Genomic DNA, 18,093 nt, shown 5'->3' on the forward strand with positions numbered 1-18,093 from the left:
AGAACCTGCCTTGAGTCGTGAAACTGACAGTCCGTCCTCCGGGCCCAACGGGCGCGGAGGTGCCGCCTACCCCTCGGGGACACCGCCGTACGGCACGCCCATGGCGTCGTCCGACGGCGGTGCGGACGCGGGCCGTTCGGCCGCGGAGCCGGACGGACCCAAGACCGAGACCACGCTGACGACCCGGATCCGGATCAACATCCCCGGATCCCGGCCGATTCCGCCTGTCGTCGTGCGGACGCCCGTCGCGGACACCGAGTCCTCCGAGACCACCGGGACCCATGCGCGGCCCCGGACGGGAGGCGACGGCAGAACGCCGGACGCGCCCCCGTCCAACGGTGTCGCGGAGCCCTCCGCAGAAGCCCCGGGCCAGCCCGGGGAGAAGACCAGCGACTGGTTCGCGCCGCGCAAGTCCGGTGCGCCCGCGGGTGGTCCGGGCGGCGGCCCGAGCAACGGGGCGGGTATGCCCGGCGCTTCGGGCCCCGCACCGGCGGGCCCCCGCCCCGGCGGCCCCAACGGCACGGGACCGGCGGGCGCTTCACGCCCCGGTGGTCCCAACAGCGGCCCTTCCACGGGCTCTTCGCGCCCCGGACTGGGCGTCATGGGCGCCGCGGGCAACGCGGGCGGCCCCCGCGCCGCCGGTGGTCCCAGCAGCGGTGGCGGTACGAAGGGTGCCGGACTCGGCGGTGCCACCGGCGCCGGTCCCGTGGCTCCCGGGCACAGTGGCGGCACCGGTTCCTTCGACGTGACCGGGGCACTGGCGGTCGGGGCGGGCCCCTCGGGCGCGTCTTCCTACCCGCCGGGCGGCAACCCACGTAACCAGGGCGGACCGGGCGCCGGAGCCGGGACGGTCGACGGCCGTGGTGAACCGCGACGCGACGACCTGCCGTTCTTCTCGGACAACGGGCAGGGCGGCCAAGGCGGTCAGGGCGGTCAGGGCGGCCCCAACGGGCAGGCCGGACCGAACGGGCAGAGCGGTCAGGGCGGGCAGGGCGGTTTCGGTGGGCAGGCCGGTGGATTCGGCCCCCAGCACGACTTCTCGGCCCAGAACGACTTCACGGCGCCGAACGACTTCGGTGACTTCGGCGGCCAGAACGGCCAGAACGGTCAGAACGGCTTCGGTGGGCCCGGTGCGCCCGGCGCTCCGGGTCGGCGCGGCCCCGCCGGTCCGACCGGCGGTCCCGTCACCGGAGACGGCCCGGTCGTCCCGCCCGTCGTGGGCAGCCCCTCCGCCGCCAGTGTCTCCGGCACGGGTCGGCTCGCCGGCGGGCTCAGCGACGACACCGCGATCCTGACCCCGCAGAAGCACGCCCCCGACCTGGGCGCCGGCGGCTACGGCGGCTCCGTCGACAACATCTCCAGCTCCACCCTCACCAGCGGCATGCCCGTCGTCCCGACCGACCGGAACTCCCCGTTCGGGCCGGGTACCCACTCCGACGGACCGCTTCCGCACACCCCGCCGAAGCTGCCCGAGCCGGTGTCGCCCAACACGCCCGCCGCTGCCGCTCCCAAGGGCAAGAAGAAGGCGAAGAAGAAGGGCCGCAGCAAGCTGACGCTGCTGTTCGCCGCCGTCTTCCTCGTCGCCGGTGGCGCCTACGGCGCCGGGCTGCTGATGAACCACTCCGACGTGCCCAAGGGCACCACCGTGTTCGGCGTCGACATCGGCGGCGGCACCCGGGACGACGCCGTCAAGAAGCTCGACGACGCCTTCGACAAGCGGATGAACCAGCCGCTGAAGCTGTCCGTCGACGGCAAGACGGTCGAGCTCAGGCCGGACCAGGCGGGGCTCCAGTTCGACACCCAGGCCACGGTCCGGGCGGCGGCCGTCAGCGACTACAACCCGATGTCGGTGGTCGGCTCGCTCTTCGGACAGCAGCGGGTCGTGGATCCCGTCCTGCCGGTCGACGAGGAGAAGCTCGCCGCCGCACTCCAGCGGGTGGCCGGCGGAAGCGGCTCGGCGAGCGACGGCACGATCAAGTTCGTGTCCGGCAAGGCCGTCGCCGTCTACGGCAAGGCAGGCAAGGGCATCGACGCCGCCGCGGCCGTGGAGTCGGTGGAGAACGCCTACCGCAGCCAGGTGGAGAGCGGCACGAGTACGCCGGTCCAGGTGCCCACCAAGTCGCAGGAGCCGACGATCTCGAACGCCGAGGTCGACCGGATGATGAAGGAGTTCGCTGTCCCGGCGATGTCCGCCAACGTCACCGTCCGCGTGGAGACCGGCGTGCCCGAGGTGGAGTTCAGTCCGAAGAACTCCCTGTGGAAGTTCCTGCAGGTGAAGCCGATCAACGGCAAGCTCGTCGAGGCGTACGACAAGGTCGCGCTGAAGGAGCTGTACGGCGCCACCTTCGACCAGGTCCTCATCGCCCGTGGCAACGGCAACAAGACCCCGGTCACCGTCGAGGACGTGATCGGCGCGATGCGCCCCGCGCTGGTCAGCAGCAGTAACCGGGTCGGGATCATCGAGACGAACCCCACGTAAGAGCTCCGCCGGGTACGCGGTTCTTTTGCCGCGGCCCGGTGGGGGCTGGTCGCGCAGTTCCCCGCGCCCCTAGTACATGACATCTGTCATCCGCGAGTCAGGCCCCCCGGCACTGCCGGGCGGGCCCGGCCCGCGGCCACGATGGACCTCATGGAAACCACCACCGTGGTCGAGTTCGACCAGGTCACGAAGAGCTACGGCGAGGTACGGGCCGTCGACGGGCTCGCGCTCACCCTCCGGCCCGGCGAGACCGTGGCCCTCCTGGGCCCCAACGGAGCCGGCAAGTCGACCACCCTCGACCTGCTCCTCGGCCTCAAGCAGCCCGACACCGGCACCGTCCGTGTCCTCGGCAGGAGCCCCAGGGAGGCCATCGTCGGCGGGCACGTCGGCGCCATGCTGCAGAGCGGCGGTCTGATGGACGAGGTCACCGTCCGCGAGCTCGTGTCGCTGGTCTGCGGTCTGCACCCGCGCCCCTTCCCGGTCGGTGAGGTCCTCTCCCGGGCCGGGATCACCCAGCTCGCCGACCGCAAGGTCAACAAGCTGTCCGGCGGCCAGGAACAACGCGTCCGGTTCGCGCTCGCCACGGCCGGGGACAGCGCCCTGATCGTCCTGGACGAGCCCACGACCGGCATGGACGTCACCGCCCGCCAGGCCTTCTGGGCGACCATGCGCGAGCAGGCGGACCAGGGCCGTACCGTCCTGTTCGCCACCCACTACCTGGAGGAGGCGGACGCGATAGCGGACCGCGTCCTCGTCCTGCACCGGGGCCGTCTGCTGGCCGACGGCACGGCCGCCGAGATCAAGGCGAAGGCGGGCGCGCGCCGGATCTCCTTCGACCTGGAGACGGAAGAGACCCCGGTGGACGAGACGGTCCTGCGGACCCTGCCCTTCCTCACCGCACTCGACGTGTCGGGGCAGACCGTCCGCATCCAGTCCTCCGACGCCGACGCGACCGTCCACGCCGTGTACGGGCTCGGCCTCTACCCGCGCAACCTCGAAGTGGCCGGCCTGGGCCTTGAGCAGGCGTTCGTCACCCTCACCGCCGCAGCCGAGGAGGCGCGCACAGCATGAACGACCTCATCCGACTCGAGATCACCCGGGCCCTGCGCAACCGCAAGTTCCTGTTCTTCTCGGTGATCTACCCCTCCGCGCTGTTCCTGCTGATCGCGGGCAGCGCGGACAGCACCACGAAGGTGACGGGCACCGACCTCAACCTGCCGACCTTCTTCATGGTCTCCATGGCCTCCTTCGGTGCCCTGACGGCCGTCCTGATGGGCAACAGCGAGCGCATCGCCAAGGAGCGCGAGAGCGGCTGGGTACGGCAGCTGCGGCTCACCCCGCTGCCGGGGCGCGGCTACGTACTGGCGAAGACGGCGAGCGCGGCCGTGATCAGCCTCCCGTCGATCGTGATCGTCTTCGTCGTCGCGGCGGCCGTGAAGGACGTACGCCTGGATGCCTGGAAGTGGCTGGCGCTCACCGGGGCGATCTGGGTCGGCAGCCTCGTCTTCGCCGCGCTCGGAGTGGCCATCGGCTACCTGGCGAGCGGGGACGCGGTCCGCCCGATCACGATGATCGTCTACTTCGGCCTTTCCATGCTCGGCGGCCTGTGGATGCCGACGACCACCTTCCCCGGCTGGCTGCAGGACATCGCGAAGTGGCTGCCCACGCACGCGTACGCTGCCCTGGGACGTTCCATCGAGCTGGGTGACGCCCCGCAGATGAAGGATGTGGCGATCCTGGCCGTCTCGTTCGTCCTCTTCGCGGGCGGCGCGGCCTGGCTGTACCGGAAGGACACGCTGAAGGCGTGAGCAGCATCGGCATCGGGCAGCCCCCGCGGACCCGCAGGCAGCGAGTGGTGAAGTCCCTCTGGATCGGCATCTGGCTGTTCTATCTGGGCGCCCCGGCCGGTGACCTCCTCCACGGCGGCCACAGCACGGGCGCACAGGTCGTCGGCTGGCTGGGGCTGGTGGCCTTCGTCGGTTGGTACGCGGCCATGGTCTTCCGCACGGGCCGCGGCGAGACGACCCGCCTGGTGACGGCGTGTCTGGCGCTCCTCGCGGTCCAGTCGACCGTCATGGCACTCTCCCTGGGCCGCGAGTGGCTCGTCCTGTTCGTGTACGTGTCCACCTCGTCCGGCGCCGCCCTGCCGCTCCGGATGTCCCGCTGGGCGATCGCCGCCAACGCGGCCCTGATGACGGCCGTCGCGCTGGTGGTCCCCGGTGGCCACTCCTATCTGTCCGGCCTCATCGTCCCGGCCCTGCTCGGTGGCGCCGCCATGGCGGGCGTACGGCAACTCGTGCGCACGACGATCGAGTTGAGGGAGGCCCGGGCCACGGTCGCCCAGTTGGCGGCGAACGAGGAACGGCTGCGGCTGGCGAGGGACCTGCACGACCTGCTGGGCCACTCCCTCTCCCTGATCACCCTGAAGAGCGAACTGGCGGGCCGGATGCTCCCCGCCCACCCCGAGAAGGCGGCCCAGCAGGTGGCCGACATCGAGCAGGTGAGCCGCCAGGCCCTGGTCGACGTCCGGGAGGCGGTCAGCGGCTACCGTCGTCCCCGGCTGGCCGGTGAACTGGCCGGCGCGCAGGTCGCGTTGACGGCGGCGGGCATCACGGCCGCCCTGCCCACGGACCCGGTCCGGGCCGACGCCGACGAGGAGGCGGAGGCCGCCCTCGCCTGGGCGCTGCGCGAGGCGGTGACGAACGTCGTACGGCACAGCGGGGCCCGGCGCTGCACGGTGGAGGTGCTGAGCCGGCAGACCCTGGACGGCCCGGTGCTCGAACTGTCCGTCGAGGACGACGGCCCGGGCGGCGGCTCGACCGGCACTCCCGGCAACGGTCTCACCGGCCTCGCGGAACGTCTGGAGAAGGCGGGCGGCTCCCTGGAGACGTCCCGCACGAAACACGGCTTCCGGCTGGTGGCCAGGGTGCCGACGGGCACCACGTCGGCCGCCGCGGACTCGGTGGACGCGGCGGACGTAGGATCCGCTTCATGACCCGCATGATCAAGGTCCTGTTGGCGGAGGACCAGTCGATGGTCCGCGAGGCGCTGGCCGCGCTGCTCGGCCTGGAGCCGGACATCGAGGTCGTGACCCAAGTGGCGCGCGGCGACGAGGTGTTGCCGGCCGCCCGTGCCCACGCAGATCTGGACGTGGCCCTCCTGGACATCGAGATGCCGGGCGCGACCGGTATCGAGGCGGCGGCCCAGCTCCACCGGGAGTTCCCGTCCCTGAAGCTGGTCGTCCTCACGACCTTCGGGCGCCCCGGCTACCTCCGCGCCGCCATGGAGTCCGGGGCGGACGCCTTCCTGGTCAAGGATGCCCCCGCCGCCCAACTCGCGGCAGCGGTACGCAAGGTGCTGGCCGGGGAACGTGTCATCGACCCGACCCTGGCGGCAGCCGCACTGGCGGACGGAGCCAACCCGCTGACGGACCGCGAACGCGAGGTGCTGCGCGCGGCGGCGGACGGCGCGACCAACGCCGAGCTGGCGACGATCCTGCACCTCTCCCAGGGCACGGTCCGCAACTACCTCTCCACCGCCATCCAGAAACTGACGGCGAGAAACAGAACGGAGGCGGTACGGATAGCGAGAGAGAAGGGCTGGTTGTAGAGGGCTTTCGCTGGATTGGCGGCAGGTTCACCTACCAACAAGGGCCGCGGGGACCGACCTAGGGGCGCGGGGAACTGCGCGACCAGCCACAACGCACCCGCGCTCGCCCACGAACCAAGAAAGCAACCCTCAGTTCAGCCGCGCTCGAGCCGCTCGGGCCTGCCCCCGCATCCGCTCCGCCGCCGGTGGATCGAACGTCGAGACGATCTCGGCGTATCCCTCAAGCTCGGCCGCCCCCGCCACGAACTCCCCCCGCCGCACCAGCAACTGAGCCCGCTCGTACCGCAGCCGGGCCGGATGCGAAGGCAGCAGCAACGCCAACTCCACCGCCCACAGGGACACTTCCGACCGCTCGGGCCGCGCCGCACCCCACGCCCGCACGTTGTTCAGCACCCGCAGCATCACATCCAGCGGATCGGCGGGCATCAGCATCGACGGTTCCAACGCCTCCCCGGTGGCCCCCGCCACCAGCAGCTCCGCGTCGCTCCCGCTCAGCACCCGCCCGCCGTCGAAGGGGTCGGCGAGCACCTGCTCGTCAACCGGCCCGAACCCCACGACGAAGTGACCGGGCAGCGCTACCCCGTGCACCGGAGCCCCCGCCCGCCGGGCGACCTCCATCCACAGCACGGACAGCAGGATCGGCAACCCCCGCCGCCGCACCAGCACTTCGTGCAGCAGCGAGGACTCCAGTCGCTGGTAGTCGGCGGGACTGCCCCGGAACCCGTGGCGCTCGCCCAGGAGTTCACGCAGGGCTGTCGCCCAGGCGCGCGGCCCGCCCGGCCGGAACGGCAACTGCCCGGCCAGCCGGTCGAGTTCCATCTGCACGGCGTCCACGCCCGCCTCGTCGAGCGCCCTGTCCGCGACCGAGCCCATCAGCAGACACAGCGTCGTCAGGTCGGGCTGCCCCGACCTGGCCTCGTCGGCGAACAGCCGCCGCAGCTCGGCGGACCGCCCGGGCTCCGGAGGGTATGGCGGGGGATGAGGGAAACGCATGACAGTCCCTGCCCTCTCACGCCGATCGATAGTGATGGTAGGAGTGATGTGCCGCGAACCCCATCCCGGCGTAGAGGGCCCGTGCCCCCGTATTGTCGGCCTCCACCTGGAGCCAGGCGGCCGACGCGCCCTCCGCCAGCGCCCGTTCGGCCAGCGCGGCCATGACAGCCGAGGCCAGCCCCTGCCGACGCCTGCCGGGATCCACCTCGACGGCGGCGAACCCGGCCCAGCGCCCGTCCACGACACACCGCCCGATGGCGGCCGGAGCCTCCCCCTCGCCCCCCGGCACGGTCGCGAACCACACAGAGGGGCCGCTGCCCAGCACCGCCAGGGCCACGTCACTCACGCCCTTGCGCTGGTACCGCGCGAGCCACGCCTCGTCGGCCTCCCGGGACAGCACGACCTCCGCCGCGCCGGTGCCGAGATCGGCGACGGGCGCCAGCCCCCCGACCCACAGCTCGGCCGTCACCTCACGCGTCCACCCGCGCTCCTCCAGCTCGGCGCACAGCAGCTCCTGCGTGCCCTCGGCGCCGGTGGCGGTCTGGACGTAGGCGGGCAGTCCGCGCTCGCCGTACCAGCGCCGTACGGTCGTCAGCGCCTCGTCCAGGGGCAGTCCCGGGTCGCCGACCGGCAGCACCGAGTTGGCCCGCCGGGTGAAGCCGGAGGCGGCCCGCAACTCCCACTCGCCCAGCCGCTCGCTCTCCACCGGCTGCCAGGCCCGTGCGGAGACCCGCGCCAGTTCCTCGTACGAGGCGGCCGGACCGCGGCGACGGGCGGGGGCCGCCGGGACGACCTTGCCCGCCACCAGGGACGTTTCCGCGACCCGAACACGCTCCCCGTTCCGCCGTGTGATCAGAAGCACACCGGCGTCTTCGTCCCATGATGTGAGAACTCCGACCGTGTCGGTGAACTTCTCATTACCGGGAGCTTCTTCGTTCAGCCGTCGAACAGAGACACGTTTGCCCACGTCAGCAGCGGTAATACGGACCTCAAGACGGCCTGCCGCGGAGATTTCCACAGGTCAGTTCACCCCTCCTGTATGGATCATGCTCGGGAACGGAGATACTAGGTGTGGGCATCGACGACGCCGCGCTCCCGCGCGCCAGGTGGCGGAGCCTGAAGACGGCTCGCCAGCGCCCTATCGAGGAGGAACGACAGCGTGACCTACGTCATCGCGCAGCCTTGTGTCGACGTCAAGGACAAGGCGTGCATTGAAGAGTGCCCGGTCGACTGCATCTACGAGGGCTCCCGGTCCTTGTACATCCACCCGGACGAATGTGTCGACTGCGGGGCCTGTGAGCCGGTCTGCCCGGTCGAGGCCATCTTCTACGAGGACGACACTCCGGAGGAGTGGAAGGACTACTACAAGGCGAACGTCGAGTACTTCGACGAGCTGGGTTCGCCCGGTGGCGCCAGCAAGCTGGGGCTGATCGAGCGTGATCACCCCTTCATCGCCGCGCTGCCGCCGCAGAACCAGAACGGCTGAGAGCGGCCCGCAGAACCTGTGCCGCCTCGGTCCCGTACGGCCTGATCACTCCCGTCATGTGATCGCCGTACGGGACCGAGGCGTTTGCCGTACGCAGGTACGTACCCGAAAGTGAGCGAGATCCCGTGTCCGCAGTCTCCGACCGCCTCCCCACCTTCCCCTGGGACAAGCTGGAGCCGTACAAGAAGACGGCCGCCGCACACCCGGACGGCATCGTCGACCTGTCGGTCGGCACGCCGGTGGACCCGGTCCCCGAGCTGATCCAGAAGGCGCTGGTCGCGGCCGCCGACTCGCCGGGCTACCCCACCGTCTGGGGCACGCCCGAACTGCGCGACGCGCTCACCGCCTGGGTCGAACGGCGCCTTGGCGCCCGGGGCGTCACCCACCACCACGTCCTGCCGATCGTCGGCTCCAAGGAACTGGTCGCCTGGCTCCCGACACAGCTGGGCCTGGGCCCCGGCGACAAGGTCGCCTACCCCCGCCTGGCCTACCCGACGTACGAGGTGGGTGCCCGGCTGGCCCGCGCCGAGTACGAGGTCTACGACGACCCGACCGAGCTGGACCCCACCAACCTGAAGCTGCTCTGGCTCAACTCGCCCTCGAACCCCACGGGCCGGGTACTGAGCAAGGAGGAGCTGACCCGGACGGTCGCCTGGGCCCGCGAGCACGGCGTGCTGATCTTCTCCGACGAGTGCTACATCGAGCTGGGCTGGGAGGTCGACCCGGTCTCCGTGCTGCACCCGGACGTCTGCGGCGGCTCCTACGAGGGGATCGTGTCCGTCCACTCCCTCTCCAAGCGCTCCAACCTCGCCGGCTACCGCGCCGCCTTCCTGGCCGGCGATCCGGAGGTCCTCGGCCCGCTGCTGCAGATCCGCAAGCACGGCGGCATGATGACCTCGGCGCCCACCCAGGCCGCGGTCGTGGCCGCGCTCGGCGACGACACACACGTACGCGAGCAGCGTGAACGGTACGTGGCCCGTCGTACGGCCCTGCGTGAGGCCCTGATGCGGCACGGCTTCCGTATCGAGCACAGCGAGGCCAGCCTCTACCTGTGGGCGACCCGGGGCGAGTCCTGTTGGGACACCGTCGCCCACCTCGCCGACCTGGGCATCCTGGTCGCGCCTGGCGACTTCTACGGCACGGCGGGCGAGACGTTCGTCCGCGTGGCCCTCACGGCGACGGACGAGCGGGTGGCGGCTGCGGTCGCCCGTCTGTAGCCGACCCGTCCCGCACATTGGCAGCCGTACGACGGAGGGGCCCGGGGGAGATCCCCGGGCCCCTCCGCCATCACCTGGTCACCGCTGCTCCGGTCAGCCCAGCGGCAGGCCCTGAAGGGGCAGCTGACCGGCGCCCGGCAGGCCCTTCGTGGGGAGCGCGTCCGTCGGCAGGCCGCCCTTCGTGGCGGTCTTGGTGGTGCTGCCGAGGAGGTCGGCGCCGGGCGCCGGCACGGACTTCGTGACCGCGTCGGTGGCGCTCGCCGTGTCCAGGGCGGTCAGGCCACCCAGGCTCGGGGTGGCGGGCAGCCCGGCGGGCGCCGCGCTGGCGGCGCCGGCCGCACCGACCCCGGCTGCCGCTCCCGCCGCGACGAGCAGCGCTGCACGGGCGATCCGGCGGGTCAGGGGGAGGGACATGTTGCTCCTGAGTTTCGGTTGACTGTTGATCGTCCGGACTCGGACGCAGTGACTACCGCTCGAAGGCCCCTGAAGGTTGCGGCGCCCCAACGCAAAGAGTTGGCAATGCGTCGCATTATCGGCTGCGGATAAAAACGGGCAAAAGCCGCCCGGTCCGAAAGTCGGGTGAATCCCTGTGACGCGTTGCAGCCCTTTGTTCGCAAGGGTTCCGACGGACAGTGTGCGGATGGGGGAGTGCCCCGGCGCAAACCCGCGCAGACTCTCGCCGGAATGCGACAGGAGTAACCCGTACGGGTGACATCCCGCACCCCTGTGCGTGCTACTGGGTGGTGACGATCCGGACCGCGTCCGTGCCCCCGCCCGAGCCCTTCGCCGTCCCGACCGGACGCCACTCGCTGTCGGTGTTGCCGGCCGTCCACCGGCGGCCCGCGTACGACACGTTCTCGATGTGCAGCGCGGAGGCGTTGGCCACCGCCCAGTGCGCCAGCTGCCAGCCACGCTCGCGGACCGTCGTCCCGGCGGCCAGGTCGGTGTCCGGGGGCACCGGAATCGTCACGGTCCGCCGGTCGGTGGCCGTCGTTTCGGTGCGGGCGGGTGTGGGGGTCGGCGTGGGGGTGGCGGCGGTCTTGCGGCGCACCTCGGCCCCGGCCACCGCGAGCACGTCGCGGCCGAAGTCCCGTACGAGCGCGGCCCGTACGGCGTCCGTGCCGCCGGCCGTGGTGGTCTCCTGGCGGCCCTCGCAGGTCAGGGTGGCCGCCGCGCGGCCGGTCAGGGCCGCCGCCAGCAGGGTGGCGTCCTGCTCGTGCTTCGCGTACGCCTCCGGATAGCCGCTGCGCTGCACGCGCTGCGCCGCCTCGGTGAGGGGGAGGTGTGCGTAGCCGGAGATCTTGACGAGATGGTCGTAGAACTCGCCCGCCGAGTAGGTCGGGTCCAGGATCTCCTTCGCCGTACCCCAGCCCTGCGAGGGCCGTTGCTGGAACAGGCCGAGCGAGTCCCGGTCGCCATGGGTGATGTTGCGCAGCCCCGACTCCTGGAGCGAGGTCGCCAGCGCGATGGCGACGGCCCGCTCGGGCAGCCCGCGCGCGGTGCCGACCGCGGTGATCGTCGCCGCGTTGACCGCCTGCTCCGGCGTGAACTCGTACGCGGCTCCGTCGCCGCCCGCCGAGACGACCTCGCAGGCCGGATCCCCGGTGCCGCCGGTGACGTACTGCACCGCGAGATAGCCCGCGACGGCGAGCAGGACCACGAAGGACGCCCCACGGCGGAGAAGGCGGCCACGACGAGTGCGAGTAGGGGACGGCTCCGGCATCCGTACAAGGTACTGGAGAGTAGGGAGTGTGGGTCGCGTGTCGGGTGAGGACGGGGTTCGGAAGCGGGTGAAGAGACGGTGTGGGACGGCGCGGTGGCGCGGTGCGGGGGTGCTGGGGCGGTGCGCGGCGGGGTGGCGGGACGGCGAGTTAGGGTCGTCGGCATGGCCGATACCCCGCTTGACCTCACGCTGGACGCCGCTCTCCTGACCGCGTGGCTCGTCGACTTCCCGTCGGAGAGCGGCAGCGAGAAGCCCCTCTCCGACGCGATCGAGAGCGCCCTGCGCGCCCTCCCGCACCTCACGGTCGAGCGGTACGGCAACAACATCGTCGCCCGGACGAACCTGGGCCGCGCACAGCGGGTGATCCTGGCCGGCCACATCGACACGGTCCCGATCGCCGGCAACGTGCCGTCGCGGCTGGACGACGACGGGGTTCTGTGGGGCTGCGGCACCTGCGACATGAAGTCGGGGGTCGCGGTACAGCTGCGGATCGCGGCCACGGTGCCGGAACCGAACAGGGACCTCACCTTCGTCTTCTACGACCAGGAAGAGGTCGCGGCCGAGCTGAACGGCCTCAAGCACGTGGCCGAGGCGCACCCGGACTGGCTGGAGGGCGACTTCGCGGTACTGCTGGAGCCGTCCGACGGCCAGGTGGAGGGCGGCTGCCAGGGCACGTTGAGGGTGCTGCTGAAGACGTCGGGGGAGCGGGCCCACTCGGCGCGTAGCTGGATGGGCTCCAACGCGATCCACGCGGCGGCGCCGATCCTGGCCAAACTGGCCTCGTACCAGCCGCGTTACCCGGTGATCGACGGCCTGGAGTACCGGGAGGGACTGAACGCCGTCCGGATCGGGGGCGGGGTGGCGGGCAACGTCATTCCCGACGAGTGCGTGGTGACGGTCAACTTCCGCTACGCGCCCGACCGTTCGGAGGCCGAGGCGCTCGCGCACGTACGGGAGGTCTTCGCGGACTGCGGGGTCACGGAGTTCGTGGTCGACGACCACAGCGGCGCCGCCCTCCCGGGTCTCTCCCACCCCGCGGCGGCGGCCTTCATCGAGGCGGTGGGCGGCACCCCGCAGCCCAAGTACGGCTGGACGGACGTGTCGCGCTTCAGCGCGCTCGGTATCCCCGCGGTCAACTACGGCCCGGGAAACCCGCACTTGGCCCACAAGCGGGACGAACGGGTGGAAACCGGAAAGATCCTGGCCGGTGAGGAACGGTTGCGGGCCTGGCTGACGTCATGACCCGGCAAGGGTTCCGGCGTCGCCGGGAAGCGGCGCTTCACGGCGGACATCCTCACGTCCCCCGCCCGTAACCGGCGGAGATCTACGCTGAGGTGGAACGACAGTTGGTGGAGGAAGGGAGCGGCCATGTCCAACGGCAACCCCGAGGACAAGAAGCGACCCCCGGAGGAGCAGCGGCTCGGACCGGTGCTGCGCAGGCGCGAGCAGGTCCAGGCGAGCACGACCGACCAGCGTCTCCTCGACGCGGGCGGCCCCTCCGACTGGGTCCACACGGACCCCTGGCGGGTGCTGCGCATCCAGTCGGAGTTCATCGAGGGCTTCGGCACCCTGGCCGAACTGCCGCCCGCGATCAGCGTGTTCGGCTCGGCGCGGACGAAGGCGGACTCCCCGGAGTACGAGGCGGGCGTCCGGCTCGGACGGGGCCTGGTGGAGGCCGGGTTCGCGGTGATCACGGGCGGTGGCCCGGGGGCGATGGAGGCGGCCAACAAGGGCGCGTGCGAGGCGAAGGGCGTCTCGGTGGGGCTGGGCATCGAGCTGCCCTTCGAGCAGGGACTCAACCCCTACGTCGACATCGGCCTGAACTTCCGCTACTTCTTCGTCCGCAAGATGATGTTCGTGAAGTACGCGCAGGGCTTCGTGGTCCTGCCGGGGGGCCTGGGCACCCTGGACGAACTCTTCGAGGCGCTCACCCTCGTCCAGACGCAGAAGGTCACGCGCTTCCCGATCGTCCTGTTCGGAAGCGAGTACTGGGGCGGCCTGGTCGACTGGCTGACGAACACGCTGATCGCCCAGGGCAAGGCGTCGGAGAAGGACCTGATGCTGTTCCACGTCACGGACGACGTGGACGAGGCGGTGGCACTGGTGTCCAAGGAGGCGGGGCGCTAGCGCTGGGCTTCGGCGGGGGGTTGTTTCGCCCCGCCCATCTCTGGGGGCTGCGCCCCCAGACCCCCGCTTCGGCCTGAACGGCCTCGTCCTCAAACGCCGGACGGGCTGGTAGTCAGCCTCTTGGGGGTCCCCCCTCTGGGGGAGTTTGAGGAGCGGGGGTTCGGGGGCAGCGCCCCCGAGGATGGGAACGGGTAGGGGCGGCGGGGGCGAGAAACGTCCTACGCCAGCCCCCGCCGGGCCACCGCCGGAGGCCGGTGGCCCGCGATGGACATCACCATGTCCAGGACCTGCCGGGTCTCCGCGACCTCGTGGACGCGGTACACACGCGCGCCCAGCCACATCGACACCGCCGTCGTCGCCAGCGTCCCCACCAGCCGCTCCTTCAGCGGCCGGTCCAGCGTCTCGCCCACGAAGTCCTTGTTGGACAGGGACACCAGCACCGGCCACCCCGTCTCCACCATCTCCCCCAGCCGCCGCGTCGCCTCCAGACTGTGCCGCGTGTTCTTCCCGAAGTCGTGCCCAGGATCGATCAGCACCGACTCCCGAGGCACCCCCAGCGCGACCGCCCGCTCGGCCAGCCCGACGGTGACCCGCAGGATGTCGGCCATGACGTCCTCGTACGCCACCCGATGCGGACGCGTCCGAGGCTCCGCACCGCCCGCGTGCGTGCACACCAGCCCCACCCCGAACCGTCCCGCGACCTCCGCGAGGCGCGGGTCCACGCCGCCCCACGCGTCGTTCAGCAGATCCGCGCCGGCCTCGCACACGGCCTCGCCCACCTCGGCCCGCCAGGTGTCCACGCTGATGATCACCTCGGGGAAGCGGCGCCGTACCTCCGCCACGAAGCCGACCGTCCGCCGTGCCTCCTCGGCCGCCGTCACCTCTTCGCCGGGCCCCGCCTTCACGCCGCCGATGTCGATGATGGCGGCGCCCTCCGACACCGCCTGCTCCACGCGCGCGAGCGCCGGCTCGTCGTGGAAGGTGGCTCCCTGGTCGTAGAAGGAGTCCGGGGTCCGGTTCACGATCGCCATGATCACCGGCTCGTGCGCGCCGAACTCACGCCCTCCCAGTCTGAGCATCGCCTGTGACCTCTCCTCGTGTCCTCGTGAGTTTCCCGTGCCGCCCCTGTGCCCGGCCAGGCAATCAGCCCTGTATTCGGCCGCCTGCGACCCTAACTGCCAGACTCGCATGGCACGATCGGACCCTGCCGCATCAGGCACCGCACTTCAGATCGACCCGATTCATCCGATCAACCCGACCGACCCGATCCATCCGAATCCCGTGGGGACCCAGCGATGTTGATGTTCTTGTTCCTGGTCGTCGCGCTCGCCGTCGTGGTAACCGCGGTGACGCTGGCCGTGGTGGGCGGCGGTGACAGCGCCGTCCTGCCGGAGGCCGCGCCCGAGCAGCTCCAGGACCTCCTGCCGCTCGACCGCCCGGTCGGCCGCGACGACGTCGAGTCCCTCCGGTTCCCGGTCGCGGCCCGCGGCTACCGCATGTCGGACGTCGACGACGCCCTCGCCCGCCTCGGTGCCGAACTCGCCGAACGGGACGCCCGAATCACCCACCTGGAGTCCGCGCTGGCCGGTGCCCAGGCCCCGCCGCGCATCACCATGGACAAGCCGGTCGAGGGGAACGCGCAGTGAGCGACGCGGGCACGGCCCTGGCCGGCCCCGACGGGGCGCTGCGCTGCCCCTGGGCGCTGTCCACGGAGGACTACGTGGCGTACCACGACGAGGAGTGGGGCCGCCCCGTCCACGGCGACGACGCCCTCTTCGAGAGGCTCTCCCTGGAGGCCTTCCAGTCCGGCCTCTCCTGGATCACCATCCTGCGCCGCCGGGCGGGCTTCCGTACCGCCTTCGCCGACTTCAAGATCTCGTCCGTCGCGGTCTTCACGGACGCCGACCGCGAACGGCTGCTCGCCGACGCCGGCATCATCCGCAACCGCGCGAAGATCGACGCGACGATCGCCAACGCGCGCGTGCTGGCCGACTGGGCCCCGGGGGAGCTGGACGAGCTGATCTGGTCCCACGCCCCGGACGCGGCCTCCCGGCCCGCTCCCCGGACCCTTGCCGACGTACCGGCGGTCACCGACGCGTCGACCGCGCTGTCCAAGGCCCTGAAGAAGCGCGGCCTGCGCTTCGTCGGCCCCACGACCGCGTACGCGCTGATGCAGGCGTGCGGTCTGGTGGACGACCATCTGGAGACGTGCGTGGCGAGGAGCGCCCCGTAGGCGACGCTCCTGGCCGTGCTCCGGCTTCCTTGGCAAGTACGGCTAGCGCCCCAGGAACTTCGCCTTCTCCTTGTTGACGAACGCCTGCACCGCGATCGCGTGGTCCTCCGACGCGCCCGCGCGGGCCTGCAGTTCGTCCTCCTTCTCCAGGGTCTCGGCGAGGGAGTGGGTGAAGCCGTACGCCATGGCCTCCTTGAGGGCCGCGTACGCCACCGTCGGGCCGTCCGCCAGCGCCCGTGCCGTCTTCTCGGCCTCGGCCCGCAGTTCCGCCGCCGGGACGACCCGGTTCGCGATGCCCAGTTCGTACGCCTCCTGCGCCTTGATGCTGCGCGGGAACAGCAGCAGGTCGGCGGCCCGGCCGGGGCCCACCACGCGCGGGAGCGTCCAGGAGACGCCCGAGTCGGCGGTCAGGGCCACGCCCACGAACGACGTGTTGAAGGCCGCGGTGTCCGCGACGACCCGGTAGTCGGCGGCGAGCGCGAAGCCGAAGCCGGCCCCGGCCGCGACGCCGTTCACGCCCGCCACCACCGGCTTGGGCATGCTCGTGAGCGCCCGCACGATGGGGTTGTAGTGCTCGCGGACCGTCGTCATGGTCTCGCCCGTACCGGCTTCCTGGTCGGCGGCCAGGAGCCCGATGTGCTCCTTCAGGTCCTGGCCCACGCAGAACGCCCGGTCGCCGGCGGCGGTCAGCAGTACCGCCCGTACGGCGTCGTCCGTGGCCGCCGCCTGGACCGCTTCCCGGAGCGCGACCTTGGTCGCGATGCTCAGCGCGTTCATCGCCTCGGGGCGGTTCAGCGTGATCGTCGCCAGCCCGTCGTGCACCTCGTAGAGCACGGTGTCGGCCATGGGGGTCCCCTCCGGTGTCGCGGCTGCGTCGTCCTGCGTACTGATCAGTACGTACTCGTCCCATGACAGCATGGCGGAGATCACGCGCCGAGGAGAGAGCCGGTCATGTGACCTGCGTCAAAGAATCCCGGCTCGGCAGTGGTCGGCCGGGAGCCGGCGCGGCGGCGAAGTATCGCAGTCACATCGCCGAATTGAGTGGTTTTGATCGCGCGCGTTGCCCAAGCGATGCCGACTGATGTTGGTCATAGGGTCCTGAGATGCGGGATAATGGCTGGGAAGCAATGTGTTCGATGCCGGTGACGTGCCTCTCATGAGGGGAAGCGCGTGCCCTCCCAAGGGGCCGTCGGCGACGATGAGCTGGTTTCAGGAAGGGGAACGAGCATGGCGGCCATGAAGCCGCGGACGGGCGATGGCCCGCTCGAGGTGACAAAGGAGGGGCGGGGCATTGTCATGCGCGTTCCGCTCGAAGGCGGCGGTCGACTCGTCGTCGAGCTGACCCCTGACGAGGCCGACGCGCTGGGCGATGCCCTCAAGAAGGTCGTCGGCTGACGCGCGGACGCGTCCATACCCTTTCAGCTGCCCCGGCATCGTGAACGTACGGTGCCGGGGCACTGTTTTGCCCGTCGTCTCGTCGTTCCGCTGTTGTGCCATTCCGCCGTGTCGAGGCCGGCAGGGCTCAGCGCTTGACCGCGCACAGCAGGCCGTCGCCCACCGGCAGCAGGGACGACACCAGTTCCTGGCTCTCGCGCACCGCGCGCAGCAGCTCCCGCAGCCGTATGACCTCGGTGGGCTGGGGCCCCGAATCGACCGTCCTGCCGTTGGCGAAGACGCCCTCGAAGACCACCAGACCACCCGTACGGAGCAGACGCAACGATTCAGCTAGGTAGTCCAGGCTCTCCAGCCGGTCACCGTCGCAGAAGACGAGGTCGTAGCCCGCGTCCGCGAGCCGGGGCAGCACGTCCAGGGCGCGGCCCGGGATGAAACGGGCGCGGTTGCTGGCGAAGCCGCACGCGCGGAAGGCCTGGCGGGCGAACTGCTGGTGGTCCGGCTCGGGGTCGACCGTCGTCAGGACTCCGTCCGGGCGCATGCCGTGCAGGAGATACATGCCCGAGACGCCCGTCCCGGTCCCGATCTCCGCCACCGCCTTCGCGTCCACGGAGGCGGCCAGCAGCCGTAGCGCGGCGCCCGTGCTGGGCGCCACCGAGCGCAGCCCTGCCTCGCGGGCCCGGTCACGGGCCCAGCGCAGTGCCTCGTCCTCGGCGACAAAGGCGTCGGCGAACGCCCAGCTCGTCTGCCGGTTGCCGGTAATGACCCTCTCCTGTCCCCGCGGTTGCCTGGGCGTGACTGTATCCGTTGAGCTCGGGAACCCGCAGATGGGAC

The 18,093-nt window shown here is 71.4% G+C and carries 19 protein-coding genes; 12 read left to right on the plus strand and 7 right to left on the minus strand.

What is annotated here, in order from left to right; translation table 11 throughout:
• The first annotated feature begins 10 nt into the window (after positions 1–10).
• The 5 genes from PV734_RS27270 (at position 11) to PV734_RS27290 (ending at position 6,088) form a co-directional block, all read left to right on the plus strand.
• Positions 11–2,479 carry a hypothetical protein gene (locus tag PV734_RS27270; protein ID WP_319292477.1) on the plus strand — a complete coding sequence of 823 codons (2,469 nt, stop codon included), beginning with the start codon at positions 11–13 and terminating at the stop codon, positions 2,477–2,479.
• Positions 2,480–2,620: 141 nt separating this feature from the next.
• The gene (locus PV734_RS27275; protein WP_319292479.1) at positions 2,621–3,550 is read left to right on the plus strand and encodes an ABC transporter ATP-binding protein; all 930 of its coding nucleotides are present in this window, start codon (positions 2,621–2,623) and stop codon (positions 3,548–3,550) included.
• The gene (locus tag PV734_RS27280) at positions 3,547–4,287 is read left to right on the plus strand and encodes an ABC transporter permease (protein WP_319292481.1); all 741 of its coding nucleotides are present in this window, start codon (positions 3,547–3,549) and stop codon (positions 4,285–4,287) included. The genes PV734_RS27275 and PV734_RS27280 overlap by 4 nt, the downstream gene beginning before the upstream one ends.
• On the plus strand, positions 4,284–5,474 hold the full coding sequence (locus PV734_RS27285; RefSeq protein WP_319292483.1) for a sensor histidine kinase: 1,191 nt from the start codon (positions 4,284–4,286) through the stop codon (positions 5,472–5,474). Before PV734_RS27280 ends, PV734_RS27285 begins: the two co-directional genes overlap by 4 nt.
• Positions 5,471–6,088, plus strand: coding sequence for a response regulator transcription factor (locus PV734_RS27290; RefSeq protein WP_319092149.1), 618 nt, complete (start codon positions 5,471–5,473; stop codon positions 6,086–6,088). The genes PV734_RS27285 and PV734_RS27290 overlap by 4 nt, the downstream gene beginning before the upstream one ends.
• Before the next feature lie 129 nt (positions 6,089–6,217).
• Here PV734_RS27290 and PV734_RS27295 read toward each other — a convergent pair whose 3' ends face one another.
• Together PV734_RS27295 and PV734_RS27300 are read right to left on the minus strand one after the other, a co-directional pair.
• Positions 6,218–7,081, minus strand: a complete 864-nt coding sequence (locus PV734_RS27295; RefSeq protein ID WP_319092148.1) for a transglutaminase-like domain-containing protein — start codon at positions 7,079–7,081, stop codon at positions 6,218–6,220.
• A gap of 16 nt (positions 7,082–7,097) precedes the next feature.
• Positions 7,098–8,099: a GNAT family N-acetyltransferase gene (locus PV734_RS27300; RefSeq protein WP_319092147.1), complete on the minus strand. Its 1,002-nt coding sequence runs from the start codon at positions 8,097–8,099 to the stop codon at positions 7,098–7,100.
• A gap of 141 nt (positions 8,100–8,240) precedes the next feature.
• Between PV734_RS27300 and fdxA the strand changes: the two genes are divergently transcribed.
• Together fdxA and PV734_RS27310 are read left to right on the plus strand one after the other, a co-directional pair.
• Positions 8,241–8,567, plus strand: a complete 327-nt coding sequence (gene fdxA, locus PV734_RS27305) for a ferredoxin (RefSeq protein WP_319092146.1) — start codon at positions 8,241–8,243, stop codon at positions 8,565–8,567.
• 125 nt (positions 8,568–8,692) lie between these two features.
• Positions 8,693–9,784: a bifunctional succinyldiaminopimelate transaminase/glutamate-prephenate aminotransferase gene (locus tag PV734_RS27310; protein ID WP_319292485.1), complete on the plus strand. Its 1,092-nt coding sequence runs from the start codon at positions 8,693–8,695 to the stop codon at positions 9,782–9,784.
• Positions 9,785–9,877: 93 nt separating this feature from the next.
• Here PV734_RS27310 and PV734_RS27315 read toward each other — a convergent pair whose 3' ends face one another.
• On the minus strand, positions 9,878–10,198 hold the full coding sequence (locus PV734_RS27315; protein WP_319092144.1) for an ATP-binding protein: 321 nt from the start codon (positions 10,196–10,198) through the stop codon (positions 9,878–9,880).
• A gap of 319 nt (positions 10,199–10,517) precedes the next feature.
• Positions 10,518–11,507: a heavy metal transporter gene (locus PV734_RS27320; protein WP_319092143.1), complete on the minus strand. Its 990-nt coding sequence runs from the start codon at positions 11,505–11,507 to the stop codon at positions 10,518–10,520.
• A gap of 162 nt (positions 11,508–11,669) precedes the next feature.
• Between PV734_RS27320 and dapE the strand changes: the two genes are divergently transcribed.
• Together dapE and PV734_RS27330 are read left to right on the plus strand one after the other, a co-directional pair.
• On the plus strand, positions 11,670–12,749 hold the full coding sequence (gene dapE, locus PV734_RS27325) for a succinyl-diaminopimelate desuccinylase (protein WP_319092142.1): 1,080 nt from the start codon (positions 11,670–11,672) through the stop codon (positions 12,747–12,749).
• 126 nt (positions 12,750–12,875) lie between these two features.
• Positions 12,876–13,634: a TIGR00730 family Rossman fold protein gene (locus PV734_RS27330; RefSeq protein ID WP_319092141.1), complete on the plus strand. Its 759-nt coding sequence runs from the start codon at positions 12,876–12,878 to the stop codon at positions 13,632–13,634.
• A gap of 218 nt (positions 13,635–13,852) precedes the next feature.
• Here PV734_RS27330 and folP read toward each other — a convergent pair whose 3' ends face one another.
• On the minus strand, positions 13,853–14,713 hold the full coding sequence (gene folP, locus PV734_RS27335) for a dihydropteroate synthase (protein WP_319292487.1): 861 nt from the start codon (positions 14,711–14,713) through the stop codon (positions 13,853–13,855).
• 216 nt (positions 14,714–14,929) lie between these two features.
• Here folP and PV734_RS27340 point away from each other — a divergent pair, with 216 nt between their 5' ends.
• Complete coding sequence (locus tag PV734_RS27340; RefSeq protein ID WP_319092139.1) at positions 14,930–15,280, plus strand: DivIVA domain-containing protein; 351 nt, start codon at positions 14,930–14,932, stop codon at positions 15,278–15,280.
• Positions 15,277–15,867 carry a DNA-3-methyladenine glycosylase I gene (locus PV734_RS27345; RefSeq protein ID WP_319092138.1) on the plus strand — a complete coding sequence of 197 codons (591 nt, stop codon included), beginning with the start codon at positions 15,277–15,279 and terminating at the stop codon, positions 15,865–15,867. The genes PV734_RS27340 and PV734_RS27345 overlap by 4 nt, the downstream gene beginning before the upstream one ends.
• Before the next feature lie 42 nt (positions 15,868–15,909).
• On the opposite strand, the gene PV734_RS27350 is transcribed toward PV734_RS27345, so the two are convergent.
• Entirely contained in the window at positions 15,910–16,713 is an 804-nt protein-coding gene (locus PV734_RS27350) for an enoyl-CoA hydratase/isomerase family protein (protein ID WP_319092595.1), read from the minus strand.
• Between the two features lie 381 nt (positions 16,714–17,094).
• On the opposite strand from PV734_RS27350, the gene PV734_RS27355 reads away from it, so the two are divergent.
• Entirely contained in the window at positions 17,095–17,262 is a 168-nt protein-coding gene (locus tag PV734_RS27355) for a DUF3117 domain-containing protein (protein WP_003966491.1), read from the plus strand.
• A gap of 127 nt (positions 17,263–17,389) precedes the next feature.
• On the opposite strand, the gene PV734_RS27360 is transcribed toward PV734_RS27355, so the two are convergent.
• Positions 17,390–18,088, minus strand: a complete 699-nt coding sequence (locus tag PV734_RS27360; RefSeq protein WP_319092594.1) for an O-methyltransferase — start codon at positions 18,086–18,088, stop codon at positions 17,390–17,392.
• Between the last annotated feature and the right edge of the window lie 5 nt (positions 18,089–18,093).

Source organism: Streptomyces sp. AK08-02, assembly GCF_033795085.1.
Classification (GTDB): domain Bacteria; phylum Actinomycetota; class Actinomycetes; order Streptomycetales; family Streptomycetaceae; genus Streptomyces; species Streptomyces echiniscabiei.

Excerpts from the sequence above, each read along its gene's own strand:
- PV734_RS27295 (WP_319092148.1), bottom strand. The coding sequence starts at position 7,081 with ATGCGTTTCCCTCATCCCCCGCCATACCCTCCGGAGCCCGGGCGGTCC.
- PV734_RS27315 (WP_319092144.1), bottom strand. The coding sequence starts at position 10,198 with ATGTCCCTCCCCCTGACCCGCCGGATCGCCCGTGCAGCGCTGCTCGTC.
- PV734_RS27350 (WP_319092595.1), bottom strand. The coding sequence starts at position 16,713 with ATGGCCGACACCGTGCTCTACGAGGTGCACGACGGGCTGGCGACGATC.
- PV734_RS27330 (WP_319092141.1), top strand. The coding sequence starts at position 12,876 with ATGTCCAACGGCAACCCCGAGGACAAGAAGCGACCCCCGGAGGAGCAG.
- PV734_RS27355 (WP_003966491.1), top strand. The coding sequence starts at position 17,095 with ATGGCGGCCATGAAGCCGCGGACGGGCGATGGCCCGCTCGAGGTGACA.
- PV734_RS27340 (WP_319092139.1), top strand. The coding sequence starts at position 14,930 with ATGTTGATGTTCTTGTTCCTGGTCGTCGCGCTCGCCGTCGTGGTAACC.
- dapE (WP_319092142.1), top strand. The coding sequence starts at position 11,670 with ATGGCCGATACCCCGCTTGACCTCACGCTGGACGCCGCTCTCCTGACC.
- PV734_RS27275 (WP_319292479.1), top strand. The coding sequence starts at position 2,621 with ATGGACCTCATGGAAACCACCACCGTGGTCGAGTTCGACCAGGTCACG.
- PV734_RS27290 (WP_319092149.1), top strand. The coding sequence starts at position 5,471 with ATGACCCGCATGATCAAGGTCCTGTTGGCGGAGGACCAGTCGATGGTC.
- folP (WP_319292487.1), bottom strand. The coding sequence starts at position 14,713 with ATGCTCAGACTGGGAGGGCGTGAGTTCGGCGCGCACGAGCCGGTGATC.
- PV734_RS27280 (WP_319292481.1), top strand. The coding sequence starts at position 3,547 with ATGAACGACCTCATCCGACTCGAGATCACCCGGGCCCTGCGCAACCGC.
- PV734_RS27320 (WP_319092143.1), bottom strand. The coding sequence starts at position 11,507 with ATGCCGGAGCCGTCCCCTACTCGCACTCGTCGTGGCCGCCTTCTCCGC.